This window comes from Staphylococcus sp. FSL K6-0223 (assembly GCF_038008285.1).
The window spans coordinates 449,978-476,012 of the sequence record NZ_JBBOYX010000002.1 but is presented as its reverse complement, the minus strand read 5'-3'; the positions used below and the strand labels follow the sequence as shown (position 1 = coordinate 476,012).

Below are 26,035 nucleotides of genomic sequence, written 5' to 3'. Positions count from 1 at the left end.
TAAATGAAACCATTAAATTTGAAGTTAAACAATTTTGGACCCTTTCTTAATGAGACAATAAATTTTAGTCAAATTGACAATAATGAACTCTTTCTAATAAGTGGTAAAACGGGGTCTGGTAAGACAATGATTTTTGATGCTATTGTGTATTCATTATTTGGAGAAGCTTCGACTAAAAATAGAAAAGAGGGTGACTTAAGAAGTCATTTTGCTAGTGGTAAAGAACCTATGAGTGTGACATATGAATTTAAACTAAATAATCAAATATTTAAAATTCACAGAGAAGCTCCTTTTATTAAAGAAGGAAATACTACTAAAACCCAAGCAAAACTTGATATTTATGAGTTAATTGATGATGTTTATGAATTAAGAGAAAGTAGAGTCAATGCAGGTAACCAATTTATCACTCAAATTATGGGCGTGAACGCTGAACAATTTAGACAATTATTCATTTTGCCTCAAGGTGAATTTAAAAAATTCCTACAATCAAATAGTAAAGAAAAACAATCTATTTTAAGAACGTTATTTAATAGTGAAAGATTTGAAGAAATACAAAAGTATTTAATAGAAAGCGTTAAAAATGAAAAATTACAAATAGAAAATAGATATAATGAAATAGATTACTTATGGAATGAACTTGCTACGTTTGAAGATGATTATTTACTTAAAATAATAAATATAGAGAGCTCGCAAACCGAGAAAATTTTAGAACGTTTACCAAAATTTATAAATCACGGTAAAAAAGTATTATCTAACTATAAAAAGCGAAAAGATATGTTGGACCACGAAGTTGAAGAAGTCACTAATGAATATACATTTAGTAAAGAGTTGAACCAAAATATAAACTCTCTAGAAGAGAAAAAGAAATCATTCGAACTCCTCAAACAAAATCAAGATAGTATTGATCATCTTAAGGTTGAACTAAAGAAAATAAGGGAATCAAATGTTTTGATTAATTATTTCAAAAGGCAAAAAGTTGTTAATAAAGAGATTGAGGAATTAGAGACTGAAATCACTAAATCAAAATCTAAAGAAGAAGAATACGAAACTCAAATTAATAATATAGAAAAAACTCTTAAATCTTTAGAATCAGAAGCACCAGAAGTTAACAAAGCTAACAAATATCTTGAACAAACTTATAATTTTTACAATAATCTTGATGATTATATTAAAGTCTTTGAGCAAAAGCCTATTTATCATGAGGAATTAAATGAGTTAGAAAAAAAGTATTCCGATTCAAAAGAGCAAATAGAAAATCTTCTGAATCAAGCTAAAGGAAAATCAAGAAATTATGAAATAGTTGATCAATATATAGATGAGATAAATAAAATCAAAACTTTAATCGATGATACTGAAAGGTATTTGAAAAGTGAAGAACAAGTTCGGAAAATTAAACAAGAACAATCTGAAAATGTAAGACAAATTAAAGATTTAAAAGACAAATATGCAAACTTAGAGCATATCATTTCACAGGTTGATGCAACTAATATTGATTTAAACAATAAGGAGACATTTGTTAAAGAAATTCAAACGGCTCTTTCAATTGGAGATACATGTCCAGTTTGTGGTAATGAGATTCATTCACTTGGAGAACATATTAATTTTGATTTGATTGCTCAAAATAAAAAGCATTTAAAAGAGCTTGAGGATAGTAAAATCTCCATCAATGAGAATATCATTAGGTTAGAAAGTAAAAATGAAGAATTGACTAAACGAAAAGAGGACATCAATTTTAAAGATCAAGAAATCCAAGATTTAGATGAACTTAAATCGAAGTTAGAAGAGATAGAGAATGCTAAAAGGCTTCAACAAAAAGAAAACCAATTTTTAGAGTCAATTAATGATGAAGAGAAAAATTTAAATCAAAATCTTCATAAATTCGAGCTAGACCTTAATAATAAAAAAGCGCAACTTGAACAATTAGATATTAAATTTAATGATTTTAAGAGAAATACACAGTTTGAATCATGTACATCATTTAAGCAGTACTACGAGAAGAAAAAGCAAGAGACTCAAACTTTTAATGAGCGTAAAGAAACTATAAAAGACCAACTAAATGAACTTAAGAATAACTTAAATATAGAGTCAACTAATGTTAAGCATTACAATCAAAATTTAGAAGCTAGAGTTGAAGAAGAAAATCAGCTTACTATTAACATTAAAGATGAGATGAATCGAAATGGTTTCGAAACTTATGAAGAAATTGAAGAAGCAATAAGTTTAAGTGAAAATAAAAGTAATATTGAAGAAAAAATTAATGACTATAACAAACAGTATCAAACCTATGAAATTGAGATTAGCCAATTGGAAAAACTTGTTGACGGTAGAGAACTTACTAATTTAGAAGATATTGAAACGCATCTAAAAACAAAAAAACAAGCATTAGAGCAAATTAATTCAGAAGTTGCAACAATAGCATATAAGCAAGAAGCAAATATAAAAAATATTGATAAAATTGAAGACTTAATCAATACATTAAATGAAGAATTAAAAGAGCAAAAAGAGATATTTTTACTAACGGAAATTCTCTCAGGCAAAAATAGTCATAAACTAACACTAGAAAATTATGTGCTCATTTATTACTTAGAAAAAATTATCTTTCAAGCTAATCAACGTCTATTAACAATGAGTGGAAATAGGTATCAATTGATAAGAAGAGAAGCTATTTCTCAGGGCTTCAGTGGTCTTGAAATAGATGTATTTGATTTTCATTCTAATAAGTCAAGACATATTAGTTCTCTTTCTGGAGGGGAAACATTCCAAGCTTCTCTTGCATTAGCATTAGGTTTAAGTGAGATTGTTCAACAAGAATCTGGTGGCATTAATTTAGAATCAATGTTTGTTGATGAGGGATTTGGTACGTTGGATCAAGAAACATTAGAAACTGCCCTTGATACTCTAATTAACTTGAAATCTTCCGGTAGAATGGTGGGAATTATTTCACATGTAAGTGAACTAAAACAGAGAATACCACTTATTTTAGAAGTATCTACTAACCAGTATCAAAGCCAAACTAGATTTAAAAGAAATTAGTAATATACAAAACAGCCGTTATGAGATAATCATAACGACTGTTTTTATAATATTATTAATTTTTCTCTCTAAGTAAATCTCTAATTTCAGTTAATAAAACTGTATTTTCTTCAACTTCTTCCTCTTCTTCTTCTTTTTTCATAATAGTGTTAGCTATTTTTACGAAGATGAAAAGGGCAAAAGCAACAATTATAAAATCAATAATAGATTGTATGAAAAGACCATACTTTATTCCCCAGAAAGACCAATCTTTAGCGAAATCTACTGAACCGAAAATTTTGCCAATCAATGGCATAATGATGAATTGAACTAATGATGTAACGATTTTATTAAAAGCCGCGCCCATTACTACAGCGATAGCTAAATCTAATACATTTCCTTTGAGAGCAAAGTCTTTAAATTCTTTTAACATATACTTAATTCCTTTCTAATTAAAATATAAAATCAATTATACAACATATAAATATTTTAGCAAATACTATATTTAAGTAAATTTGATTATGAAAAAGACGTTTGTTATGCTAAAGAGGTGCATTAGTAAAATTAAATTTTTTAAGATAAAAAAAGAATTTTTTAATTTTACTACTTTGAAAATTTAATATTCGGATGAAGGGAGTAATTAATTATGAATTCTTCTTCTCAAGAGAAGAGAAACAAGAAGTTTTCATCAGTGTTTATCTATAGTTCAATCATTGTTGCAATTGTAGTAATCATTGGTGCCATTTGGCCTGATAAGTTCGACTACATTACTAACAATGCTAAAATGTGGATTACTGATAAACTTGGATGGTATTACTTAATTTTAACTACTATTATTGTTTTCTTCTGTATCTTCCTAATTTTCAGTCCAATTGGGAAACTCAAACTAGGTAAACCTAATGACAAACCAGAATTTAATACTATTTCTTGGTTTGCAATGTTATTTAGTGCAGGTATGGGTATTGGATTAGTGTTCTATGGTGCAGCAGAGCCAATGGCTGACTTTGCCGCTCCACCTACAGCAGATCCTAAAACTACAGAAGCTTATACAGAAGCTCTGAGATCAACATTCTTCCACTGGGGATTCCATGCTTGGGCTATCTATGGTGTAGTAGCATTAGCTCTTGCTTATGCGCAATTCCGTAAAGGTGAGCCAGGTTTAATTTCAAGAACATTGAGACCTATTTTAGGTAATAAAGTTGAGGGACCTATAGGAACTTTAATTGATGTTCTTTCAGTATTTGCTACATTAGTAGGTGTAGCAGTTTCACTAGGTATGGGAGCCTTACAAATTAATGGTGGTTTAAACTATTTATTTAATGTTCCTAACAATACATTTGTACAAGGGATTATTATCGTAATTGTTACAATCTTGTTCATTGCAAGTGCATGGTCAGGTTTAAGTAAAGGTATTCAATATTTAAGTAACTTAAACATTAGCTTAGGTGCTATTTTAATGATTATCACTTTAATCATTGGCCCTACAGTTCTAATTTTAAACATGATGACTAGTTCAACTGGTAGCTTATTAAATACTTTCTTATTTAATAGCTTTGATACAGCTGCGCTTAATGGACAAAAACGAGATTGGATGTCAACTTGGACACTATACTATTGGGGTTGGTGGTTAAGTTGGAGCCCATTCGTAGGTGTATTCATTGCCCGCGTTTCAAAAGGTCGTTCAATTCGTGAATTCATTTCAGGTGTTTTACTTGTACCAGCACTTGTAAGTTTCGTTTGGTTCAGTGTATTTGGTGTGCTTGGTATTGAAACAGGTAAAAAACATCCTGAACTATTCAAAATGTCACCTGAAACACAATTATTCGGTGTATTCAATCACATACCTATGGGTATAGTATTATCAATTATTGCATTATTACTAATCGCATCATTCTTTATTACATCTGCAGACTCAGCAACTTTCGTATTAGGTATGCAAACAACATTTGGTTCACTTAACCCAAGTAGTATGGTTAAAGTGACATGGGGAGTTGCTCAAGCACTTATTGCATTTGTTCTATTATTAGCAGGTGGCGGTGATGGTTCTAAAGCCTTAAACGCTATTCAAAGTGCTGCAATTATTAGTGCCTTCCCATTCTCGTTTGTCGTCATAATGATGATGATTAGTTTCTATAAAGATGCAAACCAAGAACGTAAATTCTTAGGATTAACATTAACTCCTAACAAACATCGTTTACAAGACTATGTGAGATATCAACAAGAAGATTATGAATCAGATATTCTTGAAAAAAGAGAATCTAGAAGAAATAAAGAAAATGAAGAATAATTCGTAATTAACTTTAAAGCCTATAAGTGTGAATTGACTTTCATACTTATAGGTTTTTTTATTAATAAATTTAAATGGGATTGATAACCATTCTCAATTAATAATATTTACTTATTGCACCATTAGCTAATGATAACTTTTTCTTATATAACCTGATTAAAAATGCGAAATGAAAATAAAGCGTTTTCTAATGGTACACAGTTGTTTTGATAAACATATAATAATACAATTTAATTAACGGCATATAAATATATAGAAATATCAAGGGGGATAACAAATGGCTTCTAATATTAAAGAACAAGCAAAGAAACAATTCCAATTAAATGGCCAATCATACACTTACTATGATTTGAAGACATTAGAAGAACAAGGTTTAACTAAAATTTCTAAATTACCTTACTCAATTCGTGTTTTACTCGAGTCTGTATTACGACAAGAAGATGATTTTGTAATTACTGATGATCACATTAAAGCGTTAAGTGAATTTGGTAAAGATGGTAATGAAGGTGAAGTACCATTCAAACCATCACGAGTTATTTTACAAGACTTCACAGGTGTACCTGCAGTCGTAGACTTAGCATCATTACGTAAAGCAATGAATGATGTAGGCGGAGACATCAATAAAATTAACCCTGAAGTGCCAGTTGATTTAGTCATTGACCACTCAGTTCAAGTAGATAGCTATGCGAATCCTGATGCATTAGAACGAAATATGAAATTAGAATTTGAACGTAACTATGAACGTTACCAATTCTTAAACTGGGCTACTAAAGCTTTTGACAACTATAACGCTGTACCTCCAGCAACTGGTATCGTACACCAAGTTAACTTAGAGTACTTAGCAAATGTTGTACATGTTCGCGACGTTGATGGTGAACAAACTGCTTTCCCAGATACTTTAGTAGGTACTGACTCTCACACTACTATGATTAATGGTATTGGTGTATTAGGCTGGGGTGTAGGTGGTATCGAAGCTGAAGCTGGAATGTTAGGTCAACCATCTTATTTCCCAATTCCAGAAGTTATCGGTGTCCGTTTAACTAACTCATTACCTCAAGGTTCAACAGCAACTGACCTCGCTTTACGTGTAACTGAAGAATTACGTAAAAAAGGTGTTGTTGGTAAATTCGTAGAATTCTTTGGTCCAGGTGTTCAACACTTACCTTTAGCTGACCGTGCTACAATCGCGAATATGGCTCCAGAATATGGTGCAACTTGTGGTTTCTTCCCTGTTGATGAAGAATCACTTAAATACATGAAATTAACTGGACGTAAAGATGATCATATTGCACTTGTAAAAGAATACTTACAACAAAACAATATGTTCTTCGACGTTGAAAAAGAAGATCCAGAATATACTGATGTTATTGACTTAGATTTATCTACAGTTGAAGCTTCATTATCTGGTCCAAAACGTCCTCAAGACTTAATTTTCTTAAGTGATATGAAAACTGAATTTGAAAAATCAGTTACAGCACCAGCTGGTAACCAAGGCCACGGTCTTGATAAGAGCGAATTTGATAAAAAAGCTGAAATTAAGTTTAATGATGGCTCTACATCTACTATGAAAACTGGTGACATTGCTATCGCTGCGATTACATCTTGTACTAACACATCTAACCCTTACGTTATGTTAGGTGCAGGTTTAGTTGCTAAGAAAGCGGTTGAAAAAGGACTTAAAGTTCCTGAGTTTGTTAAAACTTCATTAGCTCCAGGTTCTAAAGTTGTAACAGGTTATTTAAGAGACTCTGGATTGCAAGAATACTTAGATGACTTAGGATTTAACTTAGTAGGTTACGGTTGTACAACTTGTATCGGTAACTCTGGTCCATTATTACCTGAAATTGAAAAAGCAGTTGCTGATGAAGATTTATTAGTTACTTCAGTTTTATCTGGTAACCGTAACTTTGAAGGTCGTATTCATCCATTAGTTAAAGCTAACTACTTAGCTTCACCACAATTAGTTGTTGCTTATGCATTAGCTGGTACTGTAGATATTGATTTACAAAACGAACCTATCGGAAAAGGTAAAGATGGTGAAGATGTATATCTACAAGATATTTGGCCTTCAATTAAAGAAGTTTCAGATACTGTTGATAGTGTTGTAACACCAGAATTATTCTTAGAAGAATATAAAAATGTTTACAACAATAATGAAATGTGGAATGAAATCGACGTTACTGATGAACCTTTATATGATTTCGATCCAAACTCAACATATATTCAAAACCCAACATTCTTCCAAGGTTTATCTAAAGAGCCTGGAACTATTGAACCACTTAAAGATTTACGCGTAATGGGTAAATTCGGTGATTCAGTAACAACTGACCATATCTCTCCAGCAGGTGCTATTGGTAAAGATACACCAGCAGGTAAATATTTATTAGATCATAATGTTCCAATCCGTGACTTTAACTCTTATGGATCTCGTCGTGGTAACCATGAAGTAATGGTACGTGGTACATTTGCTAATATTCGTATTAAAAACCAATTAGCTCCAGGAACTGAAGGTGGCTTCACTACTTATTGGCCAACTGAAGAAATCATGCCAATTTATGATGCTGCTATGAAATATAAAGAAGATGGCACAGGATTAGCTGTTTTAGCTGGTAATGACTATGGTATGGGATCATCTCGTGACTGGGCAGCAAAAGGTACAAACTTATTAGGAGTTAAAACTGTTATCGCTCAAAGTTATGAACGTATTCACCGCTCTAACTTAGTAATGATGGGTGTACTACCATTACAATTCCAACAAGGTGATTCTGCAGAGTCATTAGGTTTAGATGGTAAAGAAGAAATATCAGTTGAAATTTCTGAAGATGTTCAACCACATGATTTAGTTAAAGTTAAAGCTAAAAAAGAAAATGGCGAAGTAGTAGAATTTGAAGTAATTGTACGTTTCGACTCATTAGTTGAATTAGATTACTATCGTCATGGTGGTATCTTACAAATGGTATTAAGAAATAAATTAGCTCAATAATCATTTAATGCTAACTAGCGTTAAAGTTAAATTAAGTTAAACAATTGCCGTGCTAACATTTGTGTTGGCACGGCTTCTTTGTGTTATCCTTAAGTTAAAAACAGAAATGATGAGTTGAAAGAAGGACTAAAGTTTATGATTTATAGTTTGACAGAAATAGAAGCAAGATATCAGGAAACAGATAAAATGGGAGTTATATATCATGGGAATTATGCCACATGGTTTGAAGTCGCGCGTACGGATTACATAAGAAAACTTGGTTTTAGTTATGCTGATATGGAGAAGACAGGTATTATATCACCAGTTACTGATTTAAATATTAAATATAAGAAGTCAATTTTTTATCCTGAAAAAGTAACTATCAAAACTTGGGTTGAGAAATACTCAAGATTGCGTTCTTTATATTGTTATGAGGTTTATAACGAAAAAGGGGAATTAGCCACAACTGGTTCAACAGAATTAATATGTATGAAAGCTGATAACTTTCGACCTATACGTTTAGATCGTTACTTCCCTGATTGGCATGCTACTTATAGCAAAGTTGCTGAACTGAATAAAGAAGGAAAAGAAGCTGAAGTAACAGACGGCATTAACAACCTATAAATGACTTAAAATAACCCGCTTCTGAATCAGTCAAAAGCGGGTTATTTTATTTTTTAGTATATGAGATTTCATCTTCATGATCGACGACATCTACTAGTATTACATCATCTTTGAAGTACCATAAATCCTTTTCCGCTACGACAACATTTAAACCATCATAGCTTTGTTCAAAGCCTATTTCTACATCATCTCTTCTATCTACACTAAAAGCGGGGCTAAAGCCTTGTTTGAGTTGAAATTCGCCACCATATCTTACATAAAATTGAAGTACTTTATTTTCTTCAGGTAAATCAAGTTCATCTTTGAACCATTCAACTGCCTCTTTAGTTAGTTCGATATCCAATTTTTATACCTCCAATTTTAATTAGCATTTAAAGTTTATTGCTATGTTAAAGGTATACGCATTATAGCACAATTAATATAACTGCTACATTTATACTGATTCACTTTAATCAGAGTTGATAAATTGATTATAAAAAACACTAGAAGTCATTAACTTCTAGCGTAAAGAATAATTTTAAGTTACATCCATTTAATTTTAGGCTCTTCACCTTTGAAAATTCTAACAATGTTAGTTCTATGACGAATGATTAGTATGATTGATACTAGTGCACTCATTCCCAATAATATATAGTCATGAATAATGACCGAGCCTATGACGCAACAAATTGCAGCAATAATACTTGATAAAGAAACATATTTAAATATCTTTAATATTCCAAAGAATATAATTGCTAAAACGAGTAGTAGTAAAGGATTTACACCTAATACGACACCTGTACTAGTAGCAACTGCCTTCCCACCATTAAATTTAAGATAAATAGGATATACATGTCCCAAAATTGCAAATAATCCTACTATCAATCCATTCGTAAAGAATGTACTGATTATGCCATCAGCATGAACAGGGAACCATAATGGGAAAAAGACCGTTATAAATCCTTTGAAGATATCTAAAAATGTAACTACGAAACCAGCTGGCCTCCCTAAAACACGAAAGCTATTTGTTGCTCCAGTATTGCCACTGCCATACTGTCTAATATCTTTTTTGAAAAATAATTTACCAATGACTAATCCACTTGGAAATGCGCCAATAAGATAACTTAAAACTAACATGACGACAATCATCATAAAAACTTACACATCCTTTAGTGACTTAGCTTCATTCTACCATATTCATATTCGATTAGAACATTCATAATTCAAATTATTGGAATAAAGCAATCAAAACAATTTGATTGTATAAATGATACTTGCAATTTAAGTCAATTTATATAAGAATAACTATTGTATAGTTTTAAAAACGAACGTACGTTTGTAGGAGGGCGAAATCATTGGCAGTGAATAAACAAAATACTTATTCAGATGATTCTATTCAGGTACTTGAAGGCCTTGAAGCTGTTAGAAAAAGACCTGGGATGTACATAGGGTCAACTGATAAACGCGGATTACATCATCTCGTATATGAAGTTGTCGATAACTCCGTCGATGAAGTTTTAAACGGTTATGGTGATGAAATCACTGTAACAATTAATCAAGATGACAGTATTTCAATTGAAGATAACGGTCGAGGTATGCCAACGGGTATCCATGCGTCTGGTAAACCAACTGTTGAAGTAATTTTCACAGTATTACATGCCGGTGGGAAATTTGGCCAAGGTGGTTATAAAACTTCTGGAGGACTTCATGGTGTTGGTGCATCTGTAGTTAATGCATTAAGTGAATGGTTAGAAGTTGAGATACATAGAGATGGTAATATTTACACTCAAAGTTTTAAAGACGGTGGTATACCAGCAACAGGACTTAATAAAAAAGGGAAAACTAAAAAGACAGGTACAAAAGTTACATTTAAACCTGACCCTGAAATTTTTAAGGCCACAACGTCCTTTAACTTTGATGTTTTAAGTGAACGCTTACAAGAATCGGCTTTCTTATTGAAGAATTTAAAAATTACGCTTAATGATTTGCGTAGTGGTAAAGAGCGTGAAGAAGTTTACCATTATGAAGAAGGTATTAAAGAATTTGTAAGCTATGTTAACGAAGGTAAGGAAGTACTTCATGATGTTACTACATTTTCAGGGTTAGCGAATAATATCGAAGTTGAAGTGGCTTTCCAATATAATGATCAATATTCTGAAAGTATTTTAAGTTTTGTAAATAACGTTCGTACTAAAGATGGCGGTACACACGAAGTAGGTTTTAAAACTGCTATGACACGTGTGTTTAACGATTATGCGCGTAGAATTAATGAATTAAAAGATAAAGACAAAAATTTAGATGGTAATGATATAAGAGAAGGACTCACTGCAATTATTTCTGTTCGTATCCCAGAGGAGTTACTTCAATTTGAAGGGCAAACTAAATCTAAACTAGGTACTTCTGAAGCGAGAAGTGCTGTTGATTCAGTAGTTTCTGAAAAGTTGCCTTTCTATTTAGAAGAAAAAGGCCAATTATCTAAATCTTTAGTTAAAAAAGCAATTAAAGCACAACAAGCTCGTGAAGCAGCACGCAAAGCTCGTGAAGATGCGCGCTCTGGTAAAAAGAATAAACGTAAAGATACTTTGTTATCAGGTAAATTAACTCCTGCACAAAGTAAAAATACAGATAAAAATGAACTATATCTTGTGGAGGGTGACTCAGCAGGTGGATCTGCCAAACTAGGTCGTGATCGTAAATTCCAAGCAATCTTACCACTTCGAGGTAAAGTTATTAATACTGAAAAAGCACGTCTAGAAGATATCTTTAAAAATGAAGAAATCAACACAATTATTCATACTATTGGAGCAGGTGTTGGTAACGACTTCAAAATAGAAGATAGTAACTATAATCGCGTGATTATAATGACCGATGCCGATACTGATGGTGCGCACATTCAAGTATTATTATTAACGTTCTTCTTTAAATATATGAAACCATTAGTACAAGCTGGTCGTGTCTTTATCGCATTACCTCCCCTCTATAAATTAGAAAAAGGCAAAGGTAAAACTAAGAAAGTTGAATATGCATGGACAGATGATGAATTAGAAAAATTACAAAAGGAACTTGGTAAAGGATTTACGTTGCAACGTTATAAAGGTTTAGGTGAAATGAATCCTGAGCAATTATGGGAGACAACGATGAATCCTGAGACTCGTACATTAATTCGTGTTCAAGTTGAAGATGAAGTACGTTCTTCTAAACGTGTAACTACACTAATGGGTGATAAAGTTGCACCACGTCGTGAATGGATCGAAAGCCATGTTGAATTTGGTATGCAAGAAGATCAAAGCATTTTAGATAATAAAGAAGTTCAAGTTCTTGAAAACGAAGAATATATTGAGGAGGAAACGAATTGAGTGAGATAATTCAAGACCTATCCCTTGAAGATGTTATCGGTGACCGCTTCGGACGTTATAGTAAGTACATCATTCAAGAACGTGCATTACCAGATGTACGTGATGGATTAAAACCAGTACAACGAAGAATTTTATTCGCTATGTATTCAAGCGGTAATACATTTGAAAAGAATTTCCGTAAAAGTGCTAAAACAGTCGGTGACGTTATTGGACAATATCATCCTCATGGTGATTCTTCCGTATATGATGCTATGGTGCGTCTAAGTCAAGATTGGAAACTTCGACACGTACTTATCGAGATGCACGGTAATAATGGTAGTATTGATAATGATCCACCAGCTGCTATGCGTTATACAGAGGCTAAGTTAAGTCAATTGTCTGAAGAGTTACTAAGAGATATAAATAAGGAAACAGTAGCCTTCATACCAAACTATGATGACACTACTTTAGAGCCAATGGTTTTACCGTCAAGATTCCCTAATCTTTTAGTAAATGGTTCTACAGGTATATCTTCAGGATATGCGACTGATATTCCACCACACAATTTAGCAGAAGTTATTCAAGCTACTTTAAAATACATCGATAACCCTGATATTACTGTAAATCAGTTAATGAAACATATTAAAGGACCTGATTTTCCTACTGGGGGAATTATTCAAGGTATTGATGGTATAAAGAAAGCTTACGAAACTGGTAAAGGTAAAATAGTTGTACGTTCAAGAGTCGATGAAGAAGAATTAAGAAGTGGACGTAAGCAACTTATCATTACAGAAATTCCATATGAAGTGAATAAAAGTAGTTTAGTTAAACGTATTGATGAATTACGAGCTGACAAAAAAGTTGATGGCATTGTGGAAGTACGTGATGAGACAGATAGAACTGGCTTACGTATCGCAATTGAACTAAAGAAAGATGTTAATAGTGAATCAATTAAGAATTATTTATACAAAAATTCTGATCTTCAAATTTCTTATAATTTTAACATGGTTGCTATTAGCGATGGTCGACCTAAATTAATGGGATTACGTGAAATTATTGAAAGCTATTTAAACCACCAAATTGAAGTCGTAACTAATAGAACACGTTATGATTTAGATCATGCGGAAAAACGTATGCATATTGTTGAAGGTTTAATGAAAGCACTATCTATCTTAGATGAAGTCATAACTTTAATCCGTAATTCAAAAAATAAAAAAGATGCAAAAGATAACTTAGTTGCTGAATTTGATTTCACTGAAGCACAAGCTGAAGCTATTGTAATGTTACAACTGTATAGATTAACAAATACTGATATTGTAGCATTAGAAGAAGAACACGCTGAATTAGAAGCTTTAATTAAAAAATTAAGAAATATTTTAGATGATCATGATGCACTATTAAGTGTGATTAAAGACGAACTTAATGAAATTAAGAAAAAATTTAAAGTGGATCGTTTATCAACAATTGAAGCTGAAATTTCTGAAATAAAAATTGATAAAGAAGTCATGGTTCCTAGTGAGGAAGTGATTTTAAGTGTTTCACATCATGGCTATATCAAACGCACATCTACGCGTAGTTTCAATGCAAGCGGTGTTACTGAAATTGGCTTAAAAGATGGAGATCGTTTATTAAAATATCAAGAAGTGAATACTCAAGATACTGTCTTAGTGTTTACTAATAAAGGGCGCTACCTGTTTATTCCAGTACATAAGTTAGCAGATATACGTTGGAAGGAACTCGGTCAACACGTTTCACAGATTGTTCCTATAGATGAGGATGAACAAGTGGTTGATGTTTATAATGAAAAGGACTTTAACCATGATGCATTCTATGTCATGGCAACTAAAAACGGTATGATTAAGAAAAGTAGTGTTAGTCAATTTAAAACTACAAGATTTAATAAGCCACTTGTAGGTATGAAAGTGAAGGACCATGATGAAATTGTCAACGTGATACGATTAGAATCTGATCAATTAATAACAGTACTTACACATAAAGGTATGTCGCTTACTTACTCAACTAGTGAGTTATCTGATACAGGTTTAAGAGCTGCAGGAGTTAAATCAATTAACCTTAAAGATGAAGATTATGTTGTAATGACAGAGAGCGTTTCTGACTCAGATTCTATCTTAATGATAACGCAACGTGGTGCTATTAAACGTATTAGTTATAAAGTTTTACAAGTCGCTAAACGTGCACAACGTGGTATTACCTTATTGAAAGAACTTAAGAAAAACCCACATCGTATTGTTGATGCTGCAGTGGTTAAAGAAGGACAAGAAACTTATACGGTTTTCTCTAACAATCACGAAGAATCTGGTAATATTAATGAAGTGCATCTCTCAGAACAATACACAAATGGTTCATTTATTATAGATGTCGATGATTTTGGTCAAGTAGTAAGCATGACCTTAGAGTAAATTAAGTATATGCAACCATAGCATTAAATGATAAAATAAAGTTTAATAATATTAACTAAAGTAAGCGCAAGGGATTTATGTCTATTTAAAAGAATCAAAATAGGACTTAATGATTTAAATTAGTATATTTATTAAGTTTTTAGATTCTAAATGGGAACATAAATCTCTTGATGCGTTAAAGAGAATAAATTTATTAAGATGAGAGGGATTCAATTTGCAAGATTTCGATAATTTGATTCCTGGCTGGTTTAAATCTTTTGTTCAGGTCGGGAATGATTTGATTTGGTCGCAATATCTAATTGGACTTTTATTAACTGCAGGCTTTTTCTTTACTATAAGTTCTAAATTTGTTCAATTAAGAATGTTACCTGAAATGTTTAGAGCGCTCACTGAGAAACCTGAAACGCTAAGTAGTGGTAAAAAAGGTATTTCGCCTTTCCAAGCATTTGCTATTAGTGCTGGATCTCGTGTAGGTACTGGTAATATTGCCGGAGTATCTACAGCTATTGTATTAGGTGGACCTGGTGCAGTATTTTGGATGTGGATTATAGCTTTTATTGGTGCGGCTAGTGCATTTATGGAAGCAACATTAGCTCAAGTATATAAAGTGCATGATAAAGAAGGTGGTTTCCGTGGGGGACCAGCATACTATATTACTAAGGGTCTCAACCAGAAATGGTTAGGTATCGTATTCGCAACATTAATCACCATCACATTTGCATTTGTATTTAATACTGTTCAATCTAATACAATTGCAGAGTCATTAAACACACAATATCATGTTAGCCCAGTTATCACTGGTATTATATTAGCTGTAATTACTGCAATTATTATTTTTGGTGGCGTAAGAAGCATCGCAACATTATCATCACTTATAGTACCTATTATGGCAATCATTTACATAGGAATGGTTTTAGTTATCTTGTTATTAAATATAGATCAAATAGTTCCAATGATTGGTACTATCATTAAAAGTGCTTTCGGTTTACAACAAGTGACTGGTGGTGCTGTTGGTGCAGCGATTCTTCAAGGTATTAAACGTGGCTTATTCTCAAATGAAGCAGGTATGGGTTCTGCACCTAATGCTGCAGCTACTGCTGCTGTCCCACACCCTGTTAAACAAGGTTTAATACAGTCACTAGGAGTATTCTTTGATACTATGTTAGTTTGTACAGCAACAGCTATCATGATTCTTCTATACTCTGGATTAAAATTTGGTGAAAGTGCACCTCAAGGTGTAGCTGTAACTCAATCAGCTTTAAATGAACATTTAGGTTCAGCAGGTGGTATTTTCTTAACAGTGGCTATAACTTTATTTGCTTTTTCATCAGTTGTAGGTAACTATTATTACGGACAATCAAATATTGAGTTCTTATCTAAAAACAAAGCCATTTTGTTTGTATTTAGATGTTTAGTAGTTGTGTTAGTATTCATTGGAGCAGTTGCAAAAACTGAAACAGTTTGGAGTACTGCAGACTTATTTATGGGTCTAATGGCCATAGTTAATATTATATCTATTATAGGATTGTCCAATATCGCTTTCGCTGTAATGAAAGATTATCAACAGCAACGTAAAGAAGGTAAGAAACCTGTATTTAAACCTGAAAATCTAGAAATTAATTTATTTGGTATTGAATCTTGGGGATCTCAAGCTAAAATACCACGTAATGATAAATAATATAGTTAGAGTAACGACTTGACGCAAGATTGCCTCTCAAGTCGTCTTTTTTTAAATTACATGATTTATATTCGTTAGTATGAATGTAAATATCAACACTTTAGTAACTCGCTTTTCATTTTTAAAAAATAGAATTATAATCTTACTAATGATAAGAGAAAGGTGATTATAATGGGGAATTACGAAATAACGAAAACACTAAATAACAACGTCCTCATATGTAAAAGTAATAATCATGAAGTTGTGTTAATTGGCAAGGGTATTGGTTTTAATAAAAAAGTGGGAATGATGCTTGATGAGAATGCTTCAATTGAGAAAGTATATAAATTAGAACAGCAACAGCAGAAAGAACATTATAAAACGTTGGTCGAGATGGGGGAAGACCATGTTGTCCAAGCTGTTATCGAATCGGTCAATATGATTTCTGAGACCTCGATTCGAACTGATGATAAAAGCTTAGTTGTTGCTCTTACAGATCACATTATCTTTGCATATAAAAGACTTAAGCAGAATCAAGTTATTTCTAACCCATTTGCAATAGAGACGCAACATCTATATAGTGATGCATATCAAATTGCTAAGCGTGTCATTGATAAATTGAATCAGACGTTAGATGTTCGATTCCCTGAAGATGAAATTGGTTTTATAGCTTTACATATTGCTTCTAATTCTGAAGATTTATCAATACATGATATATCAGTTATCAATAAATTAATTAATAAAAGTATGACGATTATTGAAACAGATCTTAATCATGAAATTGATAAAACAACAACGCAATACCAACGTTTTATCAGACATATACAGTTTTTAATATATAGATTAACTAAAGGGGAAAATGTGGATGCGCAAGACAATTTTATCTTAATGGTTAAAAATCTTTATCCACAATGTTTTAATACGGCTTATAAAATTTTAAAAATGATACAACGTCAGTTTGAAGTAATTATCAATGAGTCCGAAATTGTATATCTTGCGATACATATACACCATTTTGAAGCTCAAATTAAAATTGAATAATATGTAACGTTTATTATTCGATTGTGTTTGGGTAAAAATGATTAACTTTATTCATTTTGTGTTATCATAAATATTGTATTTTTAAATATTTTGTTTATGAGTCTAAATTATTTTAAATCATAATTTTATTTGATTTATAAATGTGAGGTATGGTGATCTTGATGTCAAACGAAAATAAATCTAGTGAAAAGAAAAAACATATATTTAGTTTTTCTGAAACAAGATTTATGAGATTTTTAGGTGGCAATGATCTTATATATGGTTTAGTTGCACTTGTTTTATTAGGTATTGTAATCTTTATTTTCGATAAAGTTTCCTATGTATTTGAACCATTTATTATTATATTTAATACAATTGCTGCACCTATTATTGTTTCATTAATCTTATTCTATCTATTTAATCCATTAGTTAACTTAATGGAGCGTTATCGAATTCCAAGACTGTTAGGTATTACGATTATTTATGTAGCAGTTGTGGGAATCATTACATTAATTGTTAATTTACTTATTCCTATCATTGGTTCACAAATTGAAGGATTAATTAAAAACTCTCCGCATTATTTAAATAAAATTACTCAATCAATTGAGAAGATAACTACTAACTCTTTCTTATCTAGTTATATGAGTCAAGTTAATGACTGGTTAGAATCAGCTCAGAAAAAAATTCCTTCGATGTTATCAGAGTACTTTGATGGATTTGGGCCTAAGCTTGCATCTTTCGCTGAAGCCGTTTCAAATGTTGGTGTTGTCATAGTAACGACGCCATTCATATTATTCTTTATGCTAAAAGATGGTCATCGTTTTAAAGATTATACAACAAAAATTATGCCACCTAAATTTAGAAAGGATTTTCATGATTTACTTGAAAAAATGAGTGTTCAAGTAGGTTCTTACATTCAAGGTCAAATCATCGTTTCTTTCTGTATAGGTGTATTACTATTAATTGGATATTCAGTTATCGGTCTTAAATATCCTTTAGTATTAGCGAGTATTGCAGCAGTCACAAGTGTTGTTCCATACTTAGGACCAACGATTGCAATTTCACCAGCTATTGTAATTGCGATTATCACATCACCTTGGATGTTACTTAAATTAGTTATCGTTTGGACACTTGTTCAGTTCTTTGAAGGGCACTTTATTTCTCCAAACGTTATGGGTAAAACACTCAAAATACATCCATTAACAATTATCTTCATTTTGCTATGTGCTGGTAATTTAATGAATGTCGTGGGTGTAATTATTGGTATTCCATTATATGCGGTACTTAAAGTACTAGTATCTCATATATTCTTACTATTTAAACGAAGATATAATCGTTACTATGGTGAAGATGCTGGAGATTATAGTATTAAACAAGAAGAAGAAATTACAGATTAATATTTATAGAATCCCCTTGAATAGGGGATTTTTTTTGAATATTTTTGTTTTAAGTTAATATTCAATAAATAGCTCTCATTTATGCTTACATTTCCCATAAATGAGAGCTAAAATTATGTGTCTAAGTCAGAGAAATATTTTTAGCATTACAATAATGTTAGGTACTTATCTATCAATATATATTCTATAAAACCTTTCTTTATGATATATTTTTGTCATGTAATAGATTTAAATTAGAATTGAAGTGAAAAAATGACGCAAGAAGTGAAAAGTAAATTATTATCTATTTTGAAATTTATCTTTGCCACAGCGTTATTTATTTTTGTCATTTTCACATTGTATCGTGAATTAGCTCATATTAATTTTAAAGACACTTTGATGCAATTTGGCAAAATAAATAGATTGTGGCTTGTTTTATTATTTGCAGGTGGGGGAGCATCGCTCATTCTTTTGTCACTATATGACATTATTTTAGTGAAATCGTTAAAGCTTAACATGTCAGTGACTAAAGTATTAAGAGTTAGTTATATTATCAATGCTCTCAATGCTATCGTAGGTTTTGGTGGCTTTATCGGTGCAGGAGTCAGAGCCTTCGTTTATAAAAATTATACAGATGATATTAAGAAACTCGTACATTATATTTCGATTATCTTGATTTCAATGCTCACTGGACTTAGTCTCTTGTCCATATTAGTTGTTCTACACGTTTTTAACGCTTCTCATATGATGGATAAAATTACATGGGTACGCTGGATTTTATATGTTGTAGCACTATTTTTACCTGTATTTATCATTTATACTGTCGCTAAACCAGCGGATAAATCTAATCGTTATATGGGAGTGTATTGTACACTCGTATCTTGTATCGAGTGGATGGCAGCAGCTACTGTTCTTTACTTTGCAGCACTTATCGTAGGTATTCATGTATCATTTATGACATTTATCGGCATCTTCGTGATCGCGGCGTTATCAGGGTTAGTTAGTTTTATTCCTGGTGGTTTTGGTGCCTTCGATTTAGTTGTTTTACTAGGACTTAAATCTTTAGATGTTTCAGAAGAAAAAATATTATTAGCATTACTTCTATATCGATTTGCATATTACTTTGTTCCAGTCATTATTGCACTTATACTATCTACATTTGAGTTTGGAACAACTGCTAAAAAATATCTTGAAGGTTCGAAATATTATGTTCCTGCTAAGGACTTTACATCATTCTTGATGTCCTATCAAAAAGACATTTTAGCTAAAATACCTTCATTTTCACTCGCAATATTAATATTTTTAACTAGCATCATTTTCTTCATTAATAATTTAACGATTGTTTATGATGGACTATATGATGGAAATCACTTTGCTTATTATTTAACTTTATCTATCCATACGAGTGCTTGTTTATTATTAATTTTGAATGTGAGAGGTATTTTTAAACAGAGTCGTCGTGCGATTATTTATGCGATGATTTCTATTATTTTAATTGCGGGAGCTACAATTTATACTTACGCATCTTTCTTATTGTTAACTTGGCTTGTAGTCATGTTTATTTTATTAGTTTTAGCTTATCGTCGTGCTCAAGTGCTTAAGCGTCCGTTCCGTTTTAGAAAATTAGTTCTCATGCTTATACTCAGCGTGATTGTTTTATATCTAAATCATATTTTAATTGCGGAAACATTATACGCATTAGATATTTATCACATTGAAGTAGATACATCATTATTAAGATATTACTTCTGGGTTACTATTTTAATTGTGATTATTCTGGTTGGTCTCATTGCATGGTTATTTGATTACAAATTTGACCGTCCTCATCAAATTACAGATTTATCAATATGTGAAGCTATTATTCATGAATATGGTGGTAATTACTTGAGCCATCTTGTTTATAGTGGTGATAAAGATTGTTTTATCCATGAAAATGAAAAATCATTCCTCATGTATCGTTATAAATCTAATGCCTTAGTTGTATTAGGAGATCCTATAGGCGATGCAAATACGTTTGAATCATTGTTAGAATCATTCTATCAATATGCAGAATATAGAGGTTACGACATTATTTTCTATCAAGTTAGTGATAATTATATGCCTTTATATCATCATTTCGGGAATCAATTTTTCAAACTAGGTGAGGAAGCTATTATTGATTTAACATCATTCACTACTTCAGGTAAAAAGCGTCGTGGCTTTAGAGCTACACTCAATAAATTTAATGATTTAAATATTTCTTTTGAAATTATTGAGCCACCATTTTCACAAGATTTCTTTAACGAACTCAAATATGTTAGTGATAGATGGTTAGATGGTAGAAATGAAATGCACTTCTCTGTAGGTCAATTTACACAACCATATCTTTCTAAAGCGCCTATAGGTGTAATGAGAGATGAACATGGTAAGATGATTGCATTCTGTAGTTTAATGCCTACGCACTTTAATGATGCAATTTCTGTCGATTTAATTCGATGGTTACCAGAGCTCGATCTACCTTTAATGGATGGACTGTATTTACACATGTTGTTATGGGGTCAGGAAAAAGAATATAAAGCCTTTAACATGGGAATGGCCACACTCTCTAATGTTGGTACTTTACATTACTCTTATTTAAGAGAACGTTTAGCAGGGCGAGTCTTTGAACATTTTAATGGATTATATCGTTTCCAAGGTTTAAGACGTTATAAAGAAAAGTATAGTCCTAACTGGGAACCAAGATTTTTAGTTTATCGTAAAGATAGCTCTCTATGGGAGAGTATGTTGAAAGTGATGAGAGTCATTCGACATAAATAAAAATAATAGCGATAGTACTGAATTGCAACATTCAGCACTATCGCTATTTTTTGTCCATTATTTATAATAATTCGCTCTATCTTGTTGTTCTTTAGCGTAACGTTCGGGATTCTTTTTATAGAAATCTTGATGGTATTCTTCAGCTTCAAAGAAAGTTGAAGCGGGTAAGACTTTTGTAGCTATTGCTTTGTCTGCATTTAAAGTATCTTGAAGTGCTTCAATATATGATTCGGCAGATTTCTTTTGATCTTCATTAGAGTAAAAAATGGCTGTTTGATATTGGGAACCTCTATCTTGAAACTGTCCATCTTCATCTAGTGGGTCGATTACTGAAAAAAATATTTCCAATAGTTTATGATATGAAAAAAGTGCTACATCATATTCAATTTTTACTGTTTCATAATGACCAGTGTTACCACTTTTAACATCTTCATACGTTGGATTCTCTGTATGTCCCCCCATGTAACCAGAAGTTACTTTTTCGATACCGTCAAATGTATCAAAAGGTTTGGTCATACACCAAAAACAACCACCGGCAAAGTATGCCGTATTAATATTCATTTATGACATCCTTTCATTGGACCTTAGTACCATTTATTAAAAAAACTCTTGCAATTTGAATACTTTTTATATAACGTTAATACATATTAATTATAGTATATAGATATGTAATTTTGAAGATATAAGGTAGGTAAATATGACAGAACAGAAGGAACATAGAGAAACAGAGTATCGACGTCACACTGGCACAACATCGACACCTTCTAGGCGACGAAATAAAAAAAGACTACGCAAATTACCTTTTATCATTTTAATCATTCTCATCATTCTTATTTCAATAATTGTCTATATCACTCATCAATATAATAGTGGTATGAAGTATGCGAAAGAGCATGCTAAAGATGTAAAGATGCATCAATTTAATGGAGCCGTTAAAAATGATGGCAAAATATCTGTATTAGTACTTGGAGCAGATAAAGCTCAAAGCGGTAAATCTCGTACAGACTCAATTATGGTTGTACAATACGACTATATTAATAAAAAAATGAAAATGATGTCTGTAATGAGAGATATTTACGCAGATATCCCTGGTTATGATAAATACAAAATTAATGCAGCTTATTCACTTGGTGGACCTGAGTTACTAAGAAAGACACTTAATAAAAATTTAGGCATCAATCCTGAATATTATGCGGTAGTAGATTTCACTGGATTTGAGAAAATGGTTGATGAACTTGAACCTAATGGTGTACCTATAGACGTAGAGAAGGACATGTCTGAAAATATAGGTGTTTCATTGAAAAAAGGTCATCATAGATTAAATGGTAAAGAGCTATTAGGTTATGCGAGATTCCGTCACGATGCTGAAGGAGATTTCGGGCGTGTTCGCCGTCAACAACAAGTTATGCAAACTTTAAAACAAGAGTTAGTAAATTTTAATACCGTTGCAAAACTTCCAAAAGTTGCAGGTATTTTAAGAGGATACGTTAATACTGATATGCCTAATTCAGCTATTTTCCAAACTGGATTAAGCTTTGGTATTCGTGGTGATAAAGATGTTAAATCACTAACTGTACCTGTTAAAAACACGTATCAAGATATTAATACTAATAATGATGGTAGTGCGCTTCAAATTGATAAAGAAAAAAATAAAAAAGCAATTCAAGACTTTTTCGATGATTAAAACTAAGATGATTAGAAAAAATAAGTGATAAATTAATTGAATCCCTGAGATGATAGCTTCTATGGTAAATAGCTTTCATTCCAGGGATTTTGCGTTTTATTGATCTGATTTTCTTACTCCACCAACGGCGTAATGGCTCTTTTTCATTTCTTCGATTACGACGTGGATGGCCTCTTTGTTTGCTCCAGTAGTTTTTTCTACTGCATTTGTAACCTCATTCACTAAATCTTTTAATTGATCATCTGTACGTCCTTCTAATAACTTTACATTTACGATTGGCATATCATGCATCCTCCTTAATTAATTAGAAATGTCTTCTTTAGTATATCACGAAATTAACGATAGAGATTTAAATTAAATAGAACATTCGTTCTTGTTTGTATTGAATAAGAACACGTGTTCGTATATAATAGATTTCGTAAGGGAGGCATAGTTATGTATGACTATAATCTATTAGAGGATAGAGATGTATTATGCATTGATCAGAAGAGCTTTTTTGCGAGTGTGTCATGTATGGAGAAGGGCTTGGATCCTTTAGAAACCAAGTTAGCAGTAGTAGCTGATACGAAAAGGCAGGGGTCAGTAGTGTTAGCTGCTACACCGAAATTGAAAGAAATAGGTATAAAAACGGGATCTAGATTGTTTGAAATACCACACCGAAATGATATTTATATCATTAACCCAAGTATGAGAAAGTATTTAAATGTTTCTGTTGCTATTTCAAAAATTGCACTACGTTATGTACCACCTGAAGACTTACATCAATATAGTATTGATGAATTTTTTATGGATGTCACAGATAGTTATCATAGGTTTAGTTCTACAGTTTATGCGTTTTGCGAACGATTAAAAAAAGAGATACTGGAAGAGACAGGTATCCATTGCACTGTTGGTATAGGTTCTAATATGTTATTAAGCAAAATAGCAATGGATATAGAAGCAAAGCATACAGAAGATGGAATTGCAGAATGGCGTTATCAAGATGTACCTGATAAGTTATGGCCTATTCAACCGTTAAGAGATTTCTGGGGTATTAATAAACGTACTGAAGCGAAATTAAATAAGAGAGGGATATTTACAATTGGCGATTTAGCACAATATCCTTATCGCTATTTAAAGAGAGATTTTGGTATTTTAGGTGTAGATATGCATTTACATGCTAACGGTATTGATCAAAGTAAAGTAAGAGAAAAATACAAAGTAACAAATCCTTCAATATGTAAAAGTCAAATTTTGATGAGAGATTATCGATTTGAGGAATCAAAAGTAGTCATGCAAGAGCTCATTGAAGATGTAGCAAGTAGATTAAGAGCACAGAAAAAATTAGCGCGTACGATACATTTTTCATTTGGTTATGCCGATGATGGAGGTGTACACAAGCAGTATACTTTAGAAGATCCTACAAATTTAGAAAGAGATATTTTTAAAGTGATTAATTATTTTGCGAATCGATTATGTGATAAAAATGCTTTGTATAGGACACTAAGTGTATCTTTAACACAGTTTGTAGATGAACAAGATCGACAGTTAAATTTATTTATTGATGAGTATGAGCGTAAACGAGATGAAAAACTAGCTAAAACAATTGACCATTTACACCTGAAATATGGTAGAGGTATCGTTTCTAAAGCGACATCTTATACTGAAGCAGGGACTAAGCATGGTCGATTAGGACTTATGGCTGGCCACAAAATGTAGGTGATTAACGTTAAAAATTTAGAAATAATCCCCTAAAGCGATGATTGATGTGTTATTCATCACACTTTAGGGGACTTATATTATTCAATATAGGTATCGAAATTTTTTAAAGCTTTGATACCACGTTCTCGATCTTCAGGATTTTTAAAGCTTATTTGCAATGCACCATAGATATCTTCACGGACTTCTAAAATTTTAAGGTTGCTTATAGAAATATTATGTAAACTTAAAATATGTGTAACTTTGCTTATCATACCCGGTTTATCCGGAATGTCTACATATAGATCATACGCCACAGATAGGGCACCTCGTTGTTTAGCGGGTAGGCGATCACGATAATTTTTAGCTTTAGCAAAGAACTCGTAAATGTTTTCATCATTGTTAGAATTTATCATCTTTTCAAATGCTGTAATTTGATTTTTTAGTTCGTTTAACAAAGACAAAATATGCGTTTGGTTATTTAAAGTGATATCTTTCCACATTTGAGCATTACTACTGGCAATTCGCGTAATATCTCTAAAACCTCCAGCAGCTAATTTTTCTACTAATTCATGGTGATTTATATGATTGGCACTCAAGTGTACCAAGCTAGATGCGATAATATGAGGGACATGACTAACTACACCAGTTACAAAATCATGTTCATCAGCATTCGTTGTAATAAACTTAGCTAAAGTATGCTTGAATAAATTTTGTAAATATTGAGCTGCTTCTTGATTTTCTTTTTCATTAAATACAAGAATGTAATAGGCGTTTTCAAATAAATGCTTTTTAGAGTTTAATACTCCAGATTTATGACTTCCTGCCATAGGATGACCACCAACTAAATGAATATAGCTATCTAGTAGTTGTTGTTCAAAAGTTTGAATAGTAGATTTAGTGCTTCCGGTATCGGTCACTATCAAATGAGGCTTGGTTTTATAATTGGGAAGTTCTGATAAATACTTAATTGTTTGTTCTACAGGCGTTGCATAAACAATGACATCAGCTTTTTCAACTGCAGTTTTGTAATCATTTATTTTTTTATCAATAATACCAATGGACAATGCTTTATCTAACTGTGTTTCATTAGCGTCATAAGCCATAATTTGTACGTCGGAATTATAATATTTTAAATTACTAGCTAAACTACCACCAATAAGACCAAGGCCAACAAATAATATGTGTTGCATAAACAATCACCTT

General features: G+C 31.9%; 18 protein-coding genes. 12 read left to right on the top strand and 6 right to left on the bottom strand.

What is annotated here, in order from left to right; genetic code table 11:
* Positions 1-3 precede the first annotated feature (3 nt).
* Positions 4-3,033: an exonuclease subunit SbcC gene (gene sbcC, locus MHI13_RS13210; protein WP_064210053.1), complete on the top strand. Its 3,030-nt coding sequence runs from the start codon at positions 4-6 to the stop codon at positions 3,031-3,033.
* A gap of 55 nt (positions 3,034-3,088) precedes the next feature.
* Here the strand turns inward: sbcC and mscL are convergent, their stop codons facing one another.
* Positions 3,089-3,445 carry a large conductance mechanosensitive channel protein MscL gene (mscL, locus tag MHI13_RS13205; protein WP_002433596.1) on the bottom strand — a complete coding sequence of 119 codons (357 nt, stop codon included), beginning with the start codon at positions 3,443-3,445 and terminating at the stop codon, positions 3,089-3,091.
* 213 nt (positions 3,446-3,658) lie between these two features.
* Between mscL and MHI13_RS13200 the strand changes: the two genes are divergently transcribed.
* From MHI13_RS13200 to menI, 3 genes are all read left to right on the top strand, one after another.
* Positions 3,659-5,299: a BCCT family transporter gene (locus MHI13_RS13200; RefSeq protein ID WP_064210054.1), complete on the top strand. Its 1,641-nt coding sequence runs from the start codon at positions 3,659-3,661 to the stop codon at positions 5,297-5,299.
* Positions 5,300-5,576: 277 nt separating this feature from the next.
* Positions 5,577-8,282 (top strand): aconitate hydratase AcnA, encoded by a 2,706-nt coding sequence (acnA, locus tag MHI13_RS13195; protein WP_023350325.1) that lies wholly within the window; start codon positions 5,577-5,579, stop codon positions 8,280-8,282.
* Positions 8,283-8,417: 135 nt separating this feature from the next.
* Entirely contained in the window at positions 8,418-8,885 is a 468-nt protein-coding gene (gene menI, locus MHI13_RS13190) for a 1,4-dihydroxy-2-naphthoyl-CoA hydrolase MenI (protein WP_064210055.1), read from the top strand.
* Between the two features lie 46 nt (positions 8,886-8,931).
* Here menI and MHI13_RS13185 read toward each other — a convergent pair whose 3' ends face one another.
* Both MHI13_RS13185 and plsY read right to left on the bottom strand, forming a co-directional pair.
* On the bottom strand, positions 8,932-9,228 hold the full coding sequence (locus tag MHI13_RS13185) for a HesB/YadR/YfhF family protein (protein ID WP_064210056.1): 297 nt from the start codon (positions 9,226-9,228) through the stop codon (positions 8,932-8,934).
* 179 nt (positions 9,229-9,407) lie between these two features.
* The gene (gene plsY / locus MHI13_RS13180) at positions 9,408-10,016 is read right to left on the bottom strand and encodes a glycerol-3-phosphate 1-O-acyltransferase PlsY (RefSeq protein WP_340761248.1); all 609 of its coding nucleotides are present in this window, start codon (positions 10,014-10,016) and stop codon (positions 9,408-9,410) included.
* 209 nt (positions 10,017-10,225) lie between these two features.
* Between plsY and parE the strand changes: the two genes are divergently transcribed.
* The 6 genes from parE (at position 10,226) to mprF (ending at position 21,468) form a co-directional block, all read left to right on the top strand.
* Positions 10,226-12,220 (top strand): DNA topoisomerase IV subunit B, encoded by a 1,995-nt coding sequence (parE, locus tag MHI13_RS13175; protein WP_193750985.1) that lies wholly within the window; start codon positions 10,226-10,228, stop codon positions 12,218-12,220.
* The gene (parC, locus tag MHI13_RS13170; RefSeq protein WP_064210058.1) at positions 12,217-14,619 is read left to right on the top strand and encodes a DNA topoisomerase IV subunit A; all 2,403 of its coding nucleotides are present in this window, start codon (positions 12,217-12,219) and stop codon (positions 14,617-14,619) included. The genes parE and parC overlap by 4 nt, the downstream gene beginning before the upstream one ends.
* 214 nt (positions 14,620-14,833) lie before the next feature.
* A complete protein-coding gene (locus MHI13_RS13165) occupies positions 14,834-16,297 on the top strand; it encodes an alanine/glycine:cation symporter family protein (RefSeq protein WP_340761246.1) in 1,464 nt (487 codons plus the stop codon).
* Between the two features lie 171 nt (positions 16,298-16,468).
* A complete protein-coding gene (gene glcT, locus MHI13_RS13160) occupies positions 16,469-17,317 on the top strand; it encodes a glucose PTS transporter transcription antiterminator GlcT (protein WP_064210060.1) in 849 nt (282 codons plus the stop codon).
* A gap of 161 nt (positions 17,318-17,478) precedes the next feature.
* Positions 17,479-18,693, top strand: coding sequence for an AI-2E family transporter (locus MHI13_RS13155; protein WP_064210061.1), 1,215 nt, complete (start codon positions 17,479-17,481; stop codon positions 18,691-18,693).
* A 252-nt stretch (positions 18,694-18,945) separates the two neighbouring features.
* Positions 18,946-21,468 carry a bifunctional lysylphosphatidylglycerol flippase/synthetase MprF gene (gene mprF / locus MHI13_RS13150; RefSeq protein ID WP_064210062.1) on the top strand — a complete coding sequence of 841 codons (2,523 nt, stop codon included), beginning with the start codon at positions 18,946-18,948 and terminating at the stop codon, positions 21,466-21,468.
* A gap of 57 nt (positions 21,469-21,525) precedes the next feature.
* Here mprF and msrA read toward each other — a convergent pair whose 3' ends face one another.
* Entirely contained in the window at positions 21,526-22,029 is a 504-nt protein-coding gene (msrA, locus tag MHI13_RS13145) for a peptide-methionine (S)-S-oxide reductase MsrA (RefSeq protein ID WP_023350318.1), read from the bottom strand.
* A 136-nt stretch (positions 22,030-22,165) separates the two neighbouring features.
* Here msrA and MHI13_RS13140 point away from each other — a divergent pair, with 136 nt between their 5' ends.
* Positions 22,166-23,152 carry an LCP family protein gene (locus MHI13_RS13140; RefSeq protein ID WP_002433608.1) on the top strand — a complete coding sequence of 329 codons (987 nt, stop codon included), beginning with the start codon at positions 22,166-22,168 and terminating at the stop codon, positions 23,150-23,152.
* Positions 23,153-23,248: 96 nt separating this feature from the next.
* Here the strand turns inward: MHI13_RS13140 and MHI13_RS13135 are convergent, their stop codons facing one another.
* On the bottom strand, positions 23,249-23,434 hold the full coding sequence (locus tag MHI13_RS13135; protein WP_002433883.1) for a 2-hydroxymuconate tautomerase: 186 nt from the start codon (positions 23,432-23,434) through the stop codon (positions 23,249-23,251).
* 153 nt (positions 23,435-23,587) lie between these two features.
* Here MHI13_RS13135 and MHI13_RS13130 point away from each other — a divergent pair, with 153 nt between their 5' ends.
* Entirely contained in the window at positions 23,588-24,850 is a 1,263-nt protein-coding gene (locus MHI13_RS13130; RefSeq protein ID WP_030062726.1) for a Y-family DNA polymerase, read from the top strand.
* Positions 24,851-24,930: 80 nt separating this feature from the next.
* On the opposite strand, the gene MHI13_RS13125 is transcribed toward MHI13_RS13130, so the two are convergent.
* Complete coding sequence (locus MHI13_RS13125) at positions 24,931-26,022, bottom strand: prephenate dehydrogenase (protein ID WP_064210063.1); 1,092 nt, start codon at positions 26,020-26,022, stop codon at positions 24,931-24,933.
* Positions 26,023-26,035 lie beyond the last annotated feature (13 nt).